This window comes from Streptomyces sp. NPDC002209, assembly GCF_042890265.1.
GTDB lineage: Bacteria > Actinomycetota > Actinomycetes > Streptomycetales > Streptomycetaceae > Streptomyces.
The window spans coordinates 377,992-391,690 of record NZ_JBIARX010000001.1 but is presented as its reverse complement, the minus strand read 5'-3'; the positions used below and the strand labels follow the sequence as shown (position 1 = coordinate 391,690).

General features: G+C 71.9%; 13 protein-coding genes. 7 read left to right on the top strand and 6 right to left on the bottom strand.

Annotated features, from left to right (window positions below; translation table 11 throughout):
- Positions 1–64: 64 nt before the first annotated feature.
- Together ACFYXK_RS01845 and ACFYXK_RS01840 are read right to left on the bottom strand one after the other, a co-directional pair.
- Positions 65–808 (bottom strand): class I SAM-dependent methyltransferase, encoded by a 744-nt coding sequence (locus ACFYXK_RS01845; protein ID WP_389409356.1) that lies wholly within the window; start codon positions 806–808, stop codon positions 65–67.
- Positions 809–873: 65 nt separating this feature from the next.
- Positions 874–1,482: a DUF3043 domain-containing protein gene (locus ACFYXK_RS01840; protein WP_383507943.1), complete on the bottom strand. Its 609-nt coding sequence runs from the start codon at positions 1,480–1,482 to the stop codon at positions 874–876.
- A gap of 322 nt (positions 1,483–1,804) precedes the next feature.
- Here ACFYXK_RS01840 and ACFYXK_RS01835 point away from each other — a divergent pair, with 322 nt between their 5' ends.
- Positions 1,805–2,599, top strand: coding sequence for a PspA/IM30 family protein (locus tag ACFYXK_RS01835; protein ID WP_078987145.1), 795 nt, complete (start codon positions 1,805–1,807; stop codon positions 2,597–2,599).
- Between the two features lie 13 nt (positions 2,600–2,612).
- On the top strand, positions 2,613–2,891 hold the full coding sequence (locus tag ACFYXK_RS01830) for a hypothetical protein (protein WP_389409355.1): 279 nt from the start codon (positions 2,613–2,615) through the stop codon (positions 2,889–2,891).
- Positions 2,892–2,990: 99 nt separating this feature from the next.
- On the opposite strand, the gene ACFYXK_RS01825 is transcribed toward ACFYXK_RS01830, so the two are convergent.
- The gene (locus tag ACFYXK_RS01825) at positions 2,991–3,770 is read right to left on the bottom strand and encodes a hypothetical protein (protein WP_389409354.1); all 780 of its coding nucleotides are present in this window, start codon (positions 3,768–3,770) and stop codon (positions 2,991–2,993) included.
- 87 nt (positions 3,771–3,857) lie between these two features.
- On the opposite strand from ACFYXK_RS01825, the gene ACFYXK_RS01820 reads away from it, so the two are divergent.
- From ACFYXK_RS01820 to ACFYXK_RS01810, 3 genes are all read left to right on the top strand, one after another.
- Positions 3,858–4,691, top strand: coding sequence for an adenosylcobinamide-GDP ribazoletransferase (locus ACFYXK_RS01820; protein WP_389409353.1), 834 nt, complete (start codon positions 3,858–3,860; stop codon positions 4,689–4,691).
- A 39-nt stretch (positions 4,692–4,730) separates the two neighbouring features.
- Positions 4,731–5,429 carry a response regulator gene (locus ACFYXK_RS01815; protein ID WP_389409352.1) on the top strand — a complete coding sequence of 233 codons (699 nt, stop codon included), beginning with the start codon at positions 4,731–4,733 and terminating at the stop codon, positions 5,427–5,429.
- Positions 5,430–5,596: 167 nt separating this feature from the next.
- Positions 5,597–8,737: an efflux RND transporter permease subunit gene (locus ACFYXK_RS01810; RefSeq protein ID WP_389409351.1), complete on the top strand. Its 3,141-nt coding sequence runs from the start codon at positions 5,597–5,599 to the stop codon at positions 8,735–8,737.
- A gap of 72 nt (positions 8,738–8,809) precedes the next feature.
- On the opposite strand, the gene nadA is transcribed toward ACFYXK_RS01810, so the two are convergent.
- Complete coding sequence (nadA, locus tag ACFYXK_RS01805) at positions 8,810–9,997, bottom strand: quinolinate synthase NadA (protein ID WP_389409350.1); 1,188 nt, start codon at positions 9,995–9,997, stop codon at positions 8,810–8,812.
- Positions 9,998–10,303: 306 nt separating this feature from the next.
- On the opposite strand from nadA, the gene erpA reads away from it, so the two are divergent.
- Positions 10,304–10,660, top strand: a complete 357-nt coding sequence (gene erpA, locus ACFYXK_RS01800; protein WP_030010511.1) for an iron-sulfur cluster insertion protein ErpA — start codon at positions 10,304–10,306, stop codon at positions 10,658–10,660.
- 87 nt (positions 10,661–10,747) lie between these two features.
- Here erpA and ACFYXK_RS01795 read toward each other — a convergent pair whose 3' ends face one another.
- Together ACFYXK_RS01795 and ACFYXK_RS01790 are read right to left on the bottom strand one after the other, a co-directional pair.
- Positions 10,748–12,196 (bottom strand): hypothetical protein, encoded by a 1,449-nt coding sequence (locus ACFYXK_RS01795; protein ID WP_389409349.1) that lies wholly within the window; start codon positions 12,194–12,196, stop codon positions 10,748–10,750.
- Positions 12,197–12,311: 115 nt separating this feature from the next.
- A complete protein-coding gene (locus ACFYXK_RS01790; RefSeq protein WP_389409348.1) occupies positions 12,312–12,545 on the bottom strand; it encodes a hypothetical protein in 234 nt (77 codons plus the stop codon).
- Positions 12,546–12,677: 132 nt separating this feature from the next.
- Here ACFYXK_RS01790 and ACFYXK_RS01785 point away from each other — a divergent pair, with 132 nt between their 5' ends.
- The gene (locus tag ACFYXK_RS01785) at positions 12,678–13,655 is read left to right on the top strand and encodes a carbohydrate kinase family protein (protein ID WP_383507977.1); all 978 of its coding nucleotides are present in this window, start codon (positions 12,678–12,680) and stop codon (positions 13,653–13,655) included.
- The last annotated feature ends 44 nt before the right edge of the window (positions 13,656–13,699 follow it).

Genomic DNA, 13,699 nt, shown 5'->3' with positions numbered 1-13,699 from the left:
CGATGCAGGAAGCCCGGACCCCGTACGGGGTCCGGGCTTCTCCGGTCGAGGTGCCGGGGGCGGGTCAGCCCCGTACGCCGCACAGGTGCAGCAGCGCCGCGACCCCGCGGTACGGATCGGTCCGCCCGGCGCGTTCCTCGGCGGACAGCAGCCGCTCCAGCTCCTCGTCCGGGGGAAGTTTCTCCCCGGCCTCGGTCCCGTCGGTGAAGACGCGCACCCCGTACCAGGCCTGCAGCGGTGCGCCGATCCCGGACAGGGTGGCCGTGAGCCCGGCCAGCCGGTCGGCCCGTACGTCCAGGCCCAGCCGGTTCGTGTAGTCGATGCTGTCGAAGGCGGCCAGAGCGGCCTGCCAGTCGGCGTCCAGTCCGGGCCGCATCGCGAGGGCGTCGCCGTTGCGCACCAGCAGGGACAGCAGTCCGCCGGGCGCCAGCATCCGGGCCAGCCCGGCGAGCATGGCGTCCGGCTCGGGCACGTACATCAGCACGCCGTGGCACAGCACCACGTCGAAGCTGCCCGGCAGGAAGTGCGCGCCGGTCTCGCGGCCGTCGCCCTCCATGAGCCGGACCCGGTCCCGGATCCCGGCCGGCTCGGCCGCCAGCGCCTCCTGGGCGACGGCGAGCATCTCCGGGTCCTGCTCCAGTCCGGTGACCTTGTGCCCGGCGCGGGCGAGACGCAGCGCCTGGGTGCCCTGGCCCATGCCTACGTCCAGGACGCGCAGCCGCTGCCCGACCGGGAAGCGGTGCGCGATCTGTTCGTCGACCTGCCGGCCCACGAGTTCCTGGCGGACGGCGTTGCGCAGTCCGCCCAAGCCCTCGAGCCACAGCCTGGCGCCCCCCGCGAAGCCGTCTCCCGACGCTCCGGGCTTCCCTCCGCTCAGGGTCGCTCCCCGCGCTTGACCTGCGGCTTCGGCAGGCGCAGCCGGCGCATCTGGAGGGTGCGCATCAGGCCGTACGCGATGGCGCCGCGGCGCGGCTCGTCGGGGAAGCGCTCGGCGAGGGCCTTGCGCATGCGGAAGCCCATGCCGATCGAGTCGACGATGATCAGCGCGATCACGGCCAGCCACAGGAGCAGCGCGATGTTCTGGATCGAGGGCACCCGCACCATGCTCAGCACCAGGATGATCACTGCCAGCGGCAGGAACATTTCGGCGACGGAGAAGCGGGAGTCCACGAAGTCGCGGACGAACCGGCGGACGGGGCCCTTGTCGCGGGCGGGCAGATAGCGCTCGTCGCCACTGGCCAGCGCCTCGCGCTGCTTGGCCATCTCCACCCGGCGGCGCTCACGGGCACGCTTGGCGTCCTCCTTGCGGTTGCCGGTCGAGGCCACCACGGCCTTGCGCTGCGACTGGGCCACAGCACGCTTCGGCGTCGGGCGGCCCTTCGGGGCCTGCGGGTCACGGGGCTGCGAGAGGTCGGCGGTCACCTTGTCGGTGGCTGCGGCCTTCTCTTCCTTGGAGGAACGGCTACCAAACACAAAACCCAAGCGTACGTGGTTGAGGGCGGGTACCCCACCCCGGCGGGGAACGATCCGGCAACGGCGGGCGTCTTCCCTGTGCAGGGTTCATGCAGCGGGTCGGGCCTTCCCGGACCCCCCGGCGCCCGTCGGGGGAGCACCTACTCCCTACGTCCGACAAGGGCGGGGGCGGAGTCGTCCTGGAGGAGGAGCGCATCCGTACAGGAACAGTGCGGTAATGGAGACAGGGCCCGTACTGTGGGTTCTGATGGTGGTCGGCCCGGCAGGCCGGGGTGACCGCCATGGCTGGTGACCTGGAGCGAAGTCCGTCAGAAGGGGGCGCGCGAAGCCCATGAGCGGTGTCATGAAGCGTATGGGGATGATCTTCCGCGCGAAGGCGAACAAGGCCCTGGACCGGGCCGAGGACCCGCGCGAGACCCTCGACTACTCGTACCAGAAGCAGTTGGAGCTGCTTCAGAAGGTGCGCCGCGGCGTCGCCGACGTGGCGACCTCCCGCAAGCGCCTGGAGCTGCAGCTGAACCAGCTCCAGGGCCAGTCCGCCAAGCTGGAGGACCAGGGCCGCAAGGCCCTCGCCCTGGGCCGCGAGGACCTGGCCCGCGAGGCGCTGTCCCGGCGTGCCTCGCTGCAGCAGCAGGTCAGCGACCTGGAGGTGCAGCACCAGACCCTGCAGGGCGAGGAGGAGAAGCTGACCCTCGCCGCGCAGCGCCTCCAGGCCAAGGTGGACGCCTTCCGTACGAAGAAGGAGACCATCAAGGCCACGTACACGGCGGCGCAGGCGCAGACCCGGATCGCGGAGTCCTTCTCCGGCATCTCCGAGGAGATGAGCGACGTCGGCCTGGCCATCCAGCGGGCCGAGGACAAGACCGCCCAGCTGCAGGCCCGCGCCGGCGCGATCGACGAGCTGCTGGCCTCCGGCGCCCTCGACGACCAGAGCGGCCTCGGCTCCAAGGACGACATCCAGGCCGAACTGGACCGCCTCTCCGGCGGTACGGACGTGGAGCTGGAGCTCCAGCGGATGAAGGCTGAACTGGCGGGCGGCCCGTCGGCCCAGCAGCAGGCCATCGAGGGCGGCGCCCCCGGCAGCGCCCAGCAGCCGCAGACCCAGCACCGGTTCGACAAGCAGTAGGACGGGGCCCGTCATGATTGTCCGCATCATGGGGGAGGGCCAGGTGCGGGTGGCCGACAGCCACTTCGCCGAGCTCAACAAGCTGGACGACGACCTGCTCGCGGAGATGGAGAGCGGTGACGAGGAGGGCTTCCGGCGCACGCTGGGCGCGCTGCTCGAGGCCGTACGGCGGCTCGGCGAGCCCCTGCCGGACGATGCGCTGGAGCCGTCCGAGCTGATCCTGCCCGCGCAGGACGCCTCGCTCGACGAGGTCAGGGAGATGCTCAGCGACGACGGCCTGATCCCGGGCTGAGCCGCCCGGCGGCAGGACACGGATGTGCCGGCGCCCGGCCGGCCCCCTCGCGGGGGCGGGCCGGGCGCCGCTGCGTGGCGGGCCGTACGGGGGCGTCCGTCAGTGCTTCGTGGGCTTCGTGGGCTTGGAGACCGCCGCCCGCTCCGGATCCGGGGTCCCGCCGATGAAGTTCTCGAACCTGCGGCGCGGGGCCGCCCAGCGCCGGTCGTGGTGGAACGCGCGCAGATTGGCCTTGGCGCGGGCCCGCGGGCGTTTCGCGTAGAACCTCTTCGCGTACGGGGAGCCGGGCCGGGCCAGCCGGATCGCCCCGATCAGCGCCACGAAGGGGATGACCGTGCCGAAGAACGCGGTGCGCGCCTTGCCCTTCCACAGGGCGATCAGGGCCAGGAAGAAGTTGGTGGCGGTATTCATGATGATGAGCCCGCGGCTCTGGCGCTCCTCCGCGGTCAGGTCGTTCACGCCGAACGGCAGGAACCCGCCCAGCACCAGCGCCACCAGCGCGGCCGTCAGGACCACGATCTCGACGCTCTTGCGGCCCTGTTCGCTCCAGTAGACGTCGTCGAGGTGCAGGATCAGCGCGAACTCGTCCAGCACCAGGCCGGCGCCCAGCCCGAAGATGACGGCGGAGAGCAGCGCGCCGAAGCCGTAGCGGCCGCTGCCGACGGCCCCGAACCCGCCGATGATCACGAGGACGACCCCCGGCACCACGTGGTGGATGTGCACGCCGCCCGGGGTGATGTTCTTGAACGGTCCCCGCCCGGCCCGGATCAGCCGGGTGATCACGCGGGTGATCAGGAACGACAGGACGAACGAGAGCAGGGCGAGGAGCAGCGGGAGTTTGCCCGGCTCGACGATGTTCCGGTACCACCAGTGACCCATACCGCCGGCTCCCCTGTCGTGGCAGCTCCCCATTTTTCCCGTATGGGGCAATTTACAGCTCACGGTGAGCAGGTAGCGTTCGCGCCGATGAAAGATTCGTTCGACGACCAGCCCCCCGAGCCGCCCCCGACGCCGCCCGACGAGCGAGCCTCGCTGCGCGACGGCGTGCGCTTCGCTTTCGGCACGCTCACCGTGCTGCCCGCCCGCATCACCCGCTGGGACCGGCCCGCGGCCCGCACCGGCATGGCCTGCGCGCCGCTCGCCGGGCTCGTCGTGGGCGTCCTCGCGGCCGTGCCGGGCGTGCTGCTGCTGGTCCTGGGCGGCGGACCGCTGCTCGCGGCGGCCGTCACCGTCGCCGTACCGGCCGCCCTGACGCGGGCCCTGCACCTCGACGGTCTCGCCGACACCGCCGACGGGCTGGGCAGCGCGAAGCCGGCCGCGGCGGCGCTGCGGATCATGAAGCAGTCCGACATCGGCCCCTTCGGGGTGGTGGCGCTGCTGCTGGTCCTGCTCGTCCAGGCCGGGGCGCTGGCGGACCTCTACGCCGAGAGCTGGGTCCACGGGGCCCTGGCGACGGTCATCGCGGCCGTCACCGCCCGGCTGGCCATGACGCTGGCCTCCCGCGACGGCGTACCGCCGGCCCGCCCCGAGGGGCTGGGGGCAGCCGTCGCCGGGGTGCTCCCCAAGGCCTCGGCCGCCTGGCTCGCCGCACTGGTGGCCGCCTCGGCCGGGGTCGCCGCCCTGCCGGTGGGGCCGGGCGCCGCCGTCCAGTGCGCGGGCGCGGTCCTGATCGCCCTGGCGACGGCGGAGCTGCTGCTCCGCCGGTGCGTACGCCGCTTCGACGGGGTCACGGGCGACGTCTTCGGCGCCCTCGCGGAGATCGCGGGGACCACCGCCCTCGTCGTCCTGGCCCTGGGCTGACCGCCCTTCCCCCGGGAGGGAACACGTAGGGTTCGGGGCGTGGAAGAGACGCCGACGACCATCAGGGTGCTGCTCGCCGACGACCAGGCCCTGCTCCGCAGCGCCTTCAAGGTGCTGGTCGACTCCGAACCCGACATGGAGGTCGTCGGCGAGGCCTCCGACGGCGCCCAGGCCTGCGCGCTCGCCCGGCAGACCCGGCCCGACGTGGTGCTCATGGACATCCGGATGCCCGGCACCGACGGTCTCGCCGCCACCCGCATGATCAGCGCGGACCCCGAACTCGCCGCCGTCCGCGTGGTCATGCTGACGACCTTCGAGGTGGACGAGTACGTCGTGCAGTCCCTGCGGGCCGGCGCCTCCGGGTTCCTCGGCAAGGGCGCCGAGCCCGAGGAGTTGCTCAACGCCATCCGCGTCGCCGCCGCCGGGGAGGCGCTGCTGTCCCCGGCCGCCACCAAAGGGCTCATCGCCACCTTCCTCGCCCAGGGCGGCGGCGCCGACCCCGGCCCCGCCGCCGTGCACGCCGAACGGCTCGCCGCGCTGACCGTCCGGGAGCGCGAGGTCCTCGTCCACGTCGCCGCGGGCCTGTCCAACGACGAGATCGCAGGCAGGCTCGAGGTCAGCCCGCTCACCGTCAAGACCCACGTGAACCGGGCCATGGCCAAACTCGGCGCCCGCGACCGGGCCCAACTGGTGGTCATCGCCTACGAATCGGGACTCGTCCGGCCCCGGGCCGACTGAGCGCCCCCGCGACGTGGAGTACGGCCGCGTACTGCGGACGCGGTATGCGGCGCATAAAGACGCGGCACCTTGGGGCGACGCAGCACCGCCCCTGCGTGCGGAAGGCTGAAGGCCCGCGGCCTTCAGGCCCAGCCCCGCGCACGCCACTGAAGAGAGATCCCACACCCATGTCCTGGCTGTCCCGCTTCAGCCTGGCCCAAAGAGCGCTGATCGGCCTCGTGTCGATCACCGCACTGCTCTTCGGCGCCATAGCCATCCCGCAGCTCAAGCAGCAGCTGCTGCCGTCCATCGAACTGCCGATGGTGTCCGTGCTCGCGCCGTACCAGGGCGCCTCGCCCGACGTGGTGGAGAAGCAGGTCATCGAGCCGATCGAGGCCACCCTCAAGGGCGTCGACGGCATCACCGGCATCACGTCCACCGCCAGCGAGGGCAACGCCCTCATCATGGCCAAGTTCGACTACGGCGACAGCGGCACCAAGCAGCTCGTCGCCGACGTCCAGCAGGCCGTGAACCGGGCCCGAGTACGGCTGCCCGCCGAGGTGGACCCGCAGGTCGTGGCCGGCTCCACCGACGACATCCCGACCGTCGTCCTCGCCGTCACCTCGGACAAGGACCAGCAGGCCCTCGCCGACCAGCTCAGCCGCTCCGTCGTCCCCGTCCTCGAGGACATCGAGGGCGTCGGCCAGGTCACCGTCGACGGGGTCCGGGACCTCCAGATCGCCGTCACCCCCGACAACGCCAAGCTCGCGGCGGCCGGCCTCGACGGCGCCGCCCTCGCACAGGGCCTCCAGGCGGGCGGCGCGACCGTCCCCGCCGGCTCCTTCGACGAGGCGGGCAAGAACCGGACCGTCCGCGTCGGCGGCGGCTACACCTCCCTCGCCCAGCTCGAGGACCTGCGCCTGAGCGCCGGCCCCGGCAAGCCGGCCGTGCGCCTGGCCGACGTCGCCACCGTCAAGCAGGAGCCCGCCAACGCCGTCTCCCTCACCCGCACCAACGGCAAGCCCAGCCTCGCCCTCGTCCTCACCATGGACAAGGACGGCAGCGCCGTCGCGATCTCCGACGCCGTCCGGGACAAGCTGCCCGAGCTGCGCACCGCACTCGGCGCCGGCGCCGAGCTGACCGTCGTCAGCGACCAGGGCCCGCCCGTCGCCAAGTCCATCTCCAGCCTCACCACCGAGGGCCTGCTCGGCCTGCTCTTCGCGGTGATCGTGATCCTGGTCTTCCTGGCCTCGCTGCGCTCGACGCTGGTCACCGCGGTCTCCATCCCGCTGTCCGTGGTCCTCGCGCTGATCGTGCTGTGGACCCGAGACCTGTCGCTCAACATGCTGACCCTCGGCGCGCTCACCATCGCCATCGGCCGGGTCGTCGACGACTCGATCGTGGTCCTGGAGAACATCAAGCGCCACCTCGGCTACGGCGAGGAGCGCGAGGCCGCGATCATCGCCGCGGTCAAGGAGGTCGCCGGCGCGGTCACCTCCTCCACGCTCACCACCGTCGCCGTCTTCCTGCCGATCGCCTTCGTCGGCGGCATGGTCGGCGAGTTCTTCGGCCCGTTCTCCCTCACCGTCGCCGCGGCCCTGCTGGCCTCGCTCATCGTCTCCCTGACGGTCGTGCCGGTGCTGTCGTACTGGTTCCTGCGCGCGCCCGAGGGCGTCGACCCGGCGAACGCCGAGAGCGCGACGAAGGCGCGGCGCGAAGCCGAGGAGAAGGAGGCGAAGAGCCGCCTCCAGCGGTTCTACGTGCGGGCCCTGGGCCTGGTCACCCGCCGCCGGATCGCCACCCTCGCCGTCGCGGTCGTGGTGCTCGTCGCCACCTTCGCCATGACCCCGCTGCTGAAGACCAACTTCTTCGACCAGGGCGAGCAGAGCGTCCTGACGGTCAAGCAGCAACTGCCCCCGGGCACCTCGCTGGCCGCCTCCGACGCCGCCAGCCGGCGGGTCGAGAAGGCCCTGACCGAGGTCAAGGGCGTCAAGGACTACCAGGTCACCGTCGGCTCCTCCGGCTTCCTGGCCGCCTTCGGCGGCGGCACGGGCTCCAACCAGGCCTCGTACCAGGTCACCCTGGAGGACTCCGGCGACTCCGAGGGCGTCAAGAAGCGCATCGAGGACGCCCTCGGCAAGCTCGACGGCATCGGCGACACCAGCATCTCGGCCGGCGGCGGCTTCGGCAGCCAGAACCTCAGCGTGGTCGTCAAGGCGGGGGACGCGGCCGTCCTCGCCAAGGCCGCCGAGCAGGTCCGGGCCGAGGTGGCCACGCTCGACGACGTCACCGACGTACAGAGCGACCTGTCCCAGTCCGTGCCCCGGATCTCGGTCACCGCCACCCCGAAGGCCGCCGAGGCGGGCCTGAACCAGGCCGCGCTCGGCGCGATCGTGGCCCAGGCCGTACGGGGCAACCCGGCGGGCAAGGCCGTACTGGACAACACCGAGCGGGACATCGTCATCAAGTCCGCGCAGCCGGCCACCACCCTGGCCGAACTGCAGGCGCTCCCCGTCGGCCCGGTCAGGCTCGGCGACATCGCCGAGGTCAAGGAGGTCCCCGGCCCGGTCTCGATGACCCGGATCGACGGCGCCCGCGCCGCCACCGTCACCGCGAAGCCGGTGGGCGACAACACCGGCGCGATCGGCGCCGCGCTCCAGACGAAGATCAGCGCACTGGACCTGCCCGAGGGGGCCACGGCCACCATCGGCGGCGTCTCCGAGGACCAGGGCGAGGCCTTCGCCTCGCTGGGTCTGGCCATGCTCGCGGCCATCGCGATCGTGTTCATGCTGCTCGTGGCCACGTTCCGGTCGCTGATCCAGCCGCTGATCCTGCTGGTCTCGATCCCGTTCGCGGCGACCGGCGCGCTCGGCCTGCTGCTCGTGACCGGCACCCCGCTGGGCGTCCCGGCGATGATCGGCATGCTGATGCTGATCGGCATCGTCGTGACCAACGCGATCGTCCTGATCGACCTCGTCAACCAGTACCGGGCCCAGGGCCTCGGCGTCGTCGAAGCCGTCGTCGAGGGCGGCCGGCACCGCCTGCGCCCGATCCTCATGACGGCCCTGGCGACGATCTTCGCGCTGCTCCCGATGGCGCTCGGCGTCACCGGCGAGGGCGGGTTCATCTCGCAGCCGCTCGCGGTGGTGGTGATCGGCGGCCTGGTCAGCTCGACCCTGCTGACGCTGCTCCTGGTGCCGACGCTGTACACGATGATCGAGCTCCGCAAGGAGCGCCGCCGCGCGAAGCACGAGGCCAGGCGCACGGCCCGGCTGACGGTGGTCCCGACCCCGCAGCCCGCGGACGAGGAGTCCCCGGCCACGGTCTGACGCACGGTCCGGCGGACGCCGAAGGGCCGCCCCCTCGATCGAGGGGGCGGCCCTTCGGGCGTACGGGAGGGGTTACGGGAGCGCGAGCATGCGTTCCAGGGCGAGCTTCGCGAAGCTCTCCGTCTCCTTGTCGACCTGGATCTGGTTGACGAGGTTGCCCTCGGCCAGGGACTCCAGGGTCCACACCAGGTGGGGGAGGTCGATGCGGTTCATCGTCGAGCAGAAGCAGACCGTCTTGTCGAGGAAGACGACCTCCTTGTCCTGCGCGGCAAATCGATTCGCCAGGCGGCGGACGAGGTTCAGCTCGGTGCCGATGGCCCACTTGGAGCCGGCCGGGGCCGCCTCCAGCGCCTTGATGATGTACTCCGTCGAGCCTACGTAGTCCGCGGCCGCCACGACCTCGTGCTTGCACTCGGGGTGGACGAGGACGTTCACCCCGGGGATGCGGGCGCGCACGTCGTTGACCGAGTCGACCGAGAACCGGCCGTGCACCGAGCAGTGCCCGCGCCACAGGATCATCTTGGCGTCCCGCAGCTGCTCGGCGGTCAGGCCGCCGTTCGGCTTGTGCGGGTTGTAGAGCACGCAGTCGTCCAGGGACATGCCCATGTCGCGGACGGCGGTGTTGCGGCCCAGGTGCTGGTCCGGCAGGAAGAGCACCTTCTCGCCCTGCTCGAAGGCCCACTCGAGGGCCTTCTTCGCATTGGACGACGTACAGATCGTGCCGCCGTGCTTGCCGGTGAACGCCTTGATGTCGGCCGAGGAGTTCATGTACGAGACGGGGACGGTCACGCCCGCTATGCCCGCATCGGTGAGCACGTCCCAGCACTCGGCGACCTGCTCGGCGGTGGCCATGTCGGCCATCGAGCAGCCGGCCGCGAGGTCGGGCAGGACGACCTTCTGGTCGTCCGAGGTCAGGATGTCCGCGGACTCCGCCATGAAGTGCACGCCGCAGAAGACGATGTACTCGGCCTCCGGCTTGGCGGCCGCGTCCTTGGCCAGCTTGAAGGAGTCACCGGTGACGTCGGCGAACTCGATCACCTCGTCACGCTGGTAGTGGTGGCCGAGGATGAAGACCTTGTCCCCGAGCTTCTCCTTGGCCGCGCGGGCGCGCGCGACCAGGTCCGGGTCCGACGGCGAGGGCAGGTCGCCGGGGCACTCCACCCCGCGCTCGCTCTTGGGGTCGGCCTCACGGCCGAGCAGCAGCAGGGCAAGGGGCGTCGGCTGGACGTCCAAAGGCTGGGCGGTGGTCACGACACGCACCCTTTCTGTTCTGCGACAAGGGGAACTTCTGAAGCAGAGCTTCGACTTCTCGTCTATTTGACGCTATCTATGATAGCTGCTTCACGTCACTTTGACGATGCCGATAGTGTCGATGTGACGAATTCCCCTGAGACGAAGCACTCGGTCCGTCGGGGCCGGCCGCCCACGACGGTGTGCGAGCATGAATATCTAAGACATGCGTCGGGTCCGGAATGAATCCGCGACCCCGCTCGTTGCCATCGACGGCAAGAGTCCGACGTTTCCCTGCCTCCGGCGGGGAGCCGCCCACTTCGGGAGTGAATGCAGATGTCCGTACAGGACGACAAGACCACTGTGAGCGACGGCATCCTCCTGTCCGACGCCGCCGCCGAGAAGGTCAGGACCCTGCTGGAGCAGGAAGGCCGCGATGACCTGGCGCTTCGCGTCGCCGTCCAGCCCGGCGGCTGCTCCGGCCTGCGCTACCAGCTCTTCTTCGACGAGCGCTCCCTCGACGGTGACGTCGTCAAGGACTTCGACGGCGTGAAGGTCGTCACGGACCGGATGAGCTCCCCGTACCTGCACGGCGCCTCGATCGACTTCGTCGACACCATCGAGAAGCAGGGCTTCACGATCGACAACCCCAACGCCACCGGCTCCTGCGCCTGCGGCGACTCGTTCAGCTAAGCCCGTCGTCCGGCCGAGCCCGGAGCGAGACGTACGGCGAAGGGCCCCCGGCACCGAGAGGTGCCGGGGGCCCTTCGCCGTACGGGGCTACTGCCGGGGGAGCGGCTTGCCCGAGGTCACGTCGACCACCTTCCGCTCGCCGAGCGGCTGCTGGAGGGTCGTCGACACCGTCATGTCCTGGGCGAGCATGATGCAGGCCCGGCCCGGCTCGTTCGGGGTGTCTGTGATCTTCACCATGACCGACCCGGCCTCCTCCCGCGCCTCCAGGGCGTAGGTGCTGCACACCCCGCCCCAGAAGTTCACGGTCAGCTTCTTGTCGGCCTCCTTGTACGAGAACCCGGGCACCGTCCGCCCGCCCTTGGGGGCCGAAGGCGCGGTGGAGCCGTTCTCACCGGCCGGCTGGACCACGGTGCGCCCGGGCCCGCCGTTGCTGCCCGCCACCTCGAACAGCCAGGCCGGCACCAGGCCGCGGGCGCCGTCCACCGTCCCCGGGGCCAGCCCGAGCACGGCCCCCTTCACCGTCTCGGTCCGCGGCGGCTTCATCGGGCGCGGCTCCGGGTTGCACGGCAGCGTGTCCGAGGGCCCGACCGGGGTGTCCGGGGTCAGCGGGACCGAGGTCGCGCAGCCGCTCGGCCCCGGGTCCGTGCCGCCGGTCCCGGCCGAGGACCGGTTCAGCCGGGCCAGCGCCTCGACGGCCCCGACCACCGGCTGCTCGGCGGCGCGGACGGGCGCCTTCAGCTCGCCGCTGCCCGCCACCACCTGGGAGTCCGCGCCCACGCTGACCTTCGTGGACCAGCCCTGCGTGGGCAGCCCGTCGATCACCGGGTCGGCGCTCACCACGCGGACGGCGCCCTGGACGAGCCCGGCGTCCAGCTTGGCCCCGCTTTGACCGAGGGCCGCGAGCACCGGGGCGGCGGCGGCCTTGGCGGCCTCCTCGCTCACCGGCGTGCCGCCCTTGGCGCCCGCGCCGTCCGCCTCCTGGGCGCCCTGGGGGAGGGTGGCCGGACCGCAGGTGTCCTTGCCGCGCTTGCAGTCGTCACCGGCGCCGCCCGTCCCCTGGAAGCGGGAGAAGTTCCAGGTGCCGGGCGCCTTGCGGTTCACCGTGAGCCGGGGTCCGGCGCCGTCCGCGCTCTCCCCGGCCTGCCAGACGTCGCCGGTCTGCCGCGGGGTGCCCGGGATGCCGAGGGCCGTCGCGAGCCGGGCCACCTCCTCCGAGGTGACCTCGCCCGTCGCGGCGTAGGCGGGCGCGGTCGCCGGGGCCTCGGGAAGGGCGACGTCCGCCCGGTACGTCACCCCGCCGCCGTGCGGATCCGGCTCGCCGGGGGCGATGCCCGGCCCCGAGGGGCCCGGCGCGACGCGGGGCGCCGAGGCCGCGCGCTCACCCGTACGGCCGCCCGGCGTACCGTCGCCGTAGGCCGTCGACGCCCAGTACGCCGTACCGCCGCCGGCGAGCAGCACGGCGGCCGCGATCGAGCCGATGGCCCAGGCCGGCCGCCGCCGTGTGCCGCGTGATGTGTCGGGTTGTTCGCTGGTCACCGCTTGCTCCTTCGCCCGTACCGCAGTGGCTGATGCGGCTGTGACGGAACAGACGGCGAACCGGTTCCGCAGCTCCGCGAGGAAGCTCGCGGAAGACGCGGCCGGAGGACCGGCCCTACTCGCCGTACTCGGCCGTGGAGGCGATCAGGCGGGCCGAGGCCGGCGGAACGCTGATCCCGTGGATCTGGGAGGGCGCCACCCGGTCCGGCCGGGGGTCCGCCGGGACCGTCCAGTGCGGGGCCATCCTGGCGCAGTCACCCAGCAGCCGGGCGAATCCGGGCTGCGTGTCGGCCGTCTTCTCGGCGTGTGAGCCGTTCGCGGCGCACCCGAAACCATCGGTAGAGGTCATGGGGCACGGTAGGCACGGCGCAGCGGGCGAAGAAAGACCTACTACGGGGTAGTTTCGTGCGGTCGGCCGCGGGGCAGCGACCGGGTAGTTTTGAATGTCCCCCTCGCCGTCCCTCGCAGGAGCGTCCACGCCGTGCGTATCGCCATCACCGGCTCCATCGCCACCGACCACCTCATGACCTTCCCCGGCCGCTTCGCCGACCAGCTCGTCGCGGACCAGCTGCACACGGTCTCCCTCTCCTTCCTCGTCGACAACCTCGACGTACGGCGGGGCGGTGTCGGCCCGAACATCTGCTTCGGCATGGGCCAGCTCGGCATCCGCCCGATCCTGGTCGGTGCGGCCGGGTACGACTTCGACGAGTACCGCGCGTGGCTGGACCGGCACGGCGTCGACACCGACTCCGTGCGGATCTCCGAGGTCCTGCACACCGCGCGCTTCGTGTGCACCACGGACGCCGACCACAACCAGATCGGCTCCTTCTACACGGGCGCGATGAGCGAGGCCCGCCTGATCGAGCTGAAGGCGGTCGCGGACCGGGTGGGCGGGCTCGACCTGGTCCTCATCGGCGCCGACGACCCCGAGGCGATGCTGCGCCACACGGAGGAGTGCCGTACGCGGGGCATCCCGTTCGCGGCGGACTTCTCGCAGCAGATCGCCCGGATGGACGGCGACAACATCCGCACCCTGATGGAGGGCGCGACGTACCTCTTCTCGAACGAGTACGAGAAGGGCCTCATCGAGTCGAAGTCCGGCTGGTCGGACGAGGAGATCCTCGCCAAGGTCGGCACCCGGGTGACGACGCTGGGCTCGCGGGGCGTGCGGATCGAGCGCGTCGGCGAGGAGCCGATCGTGGTCGGCTGCCCCGAGGAGACGGCGAAGATCGACCCGACGGGCGTCGGCGACGCGTTCCGCGCCGGGTTCCTGACCGGTCTGGGCTGGGGCGTGGGGCTGGAGCGGGCCGCACAGATCGGCTGCATGCTGGCCACGCTCGTGATCGAGACGCTGGGCACGCAGGAGTACACGCTGGCGCGTGCGCACTTCATGGAGCGCTTCACGAAGGCCTACGGCGAGGCGGCCGCCTCGGAGGTCCGCGCCCACCTGACCGCGTAGCGGCCGGGGCCCGGGTGGGCCGGCGGGGCCGCATCGGCCCCGCC

Coding starts and splice junctions, on each gene's coding strand:
- ACFYXK_RS01835 (WP_078987145.1), top strand. CDS start 1,805: ATGAGCGGTGTCATGAAGCGTATGGGGATGATCTTCCGCGCGAAGGCG.
- ACFYXK_RS01830 (WP_389409355.1), top strand. CDS start 2,613: ATGATTGTCCGCATCATGGGGGAGGGCCAGGTGCGGGTGGCCGACAGC.
- ACFYXK_RS01825 (WP_389409354.1), bottom strand. CDS start 3,770: ATGGGTCACTGGTGGTACCGGAACATCGTCGAGCCGGGCAAACTCCCG.
- ACFYXK_RS01820 (WP_389409353.1), top strand. CDS start 3,858: ATGAAAGATTCGTTCGACGACCAGCCCCCCGAGCCGCCCCCGACGCCG.
- ACFYXK_RS01810 (WP_389409351.1), top strand. CDS start 5,597: ATGTCCTGGCTGTCCCGCTTCAGCCTGGCCCAAAGAGCGCTGATCGGC.
- erpA (WP_030010511.1), top strand. CDS start 10,304: ATGTCCGTACAGGACGACAAGACCACTGTGAGCGACGGCATCCTCCTG.
- ACFYXK_RS01790 (WP_389409348.1), bottom strand. CDS start 12,545: ATGACCTCTACCGATGGTTTCGGGTGCGCCGCGAACGGCTCACACGCC.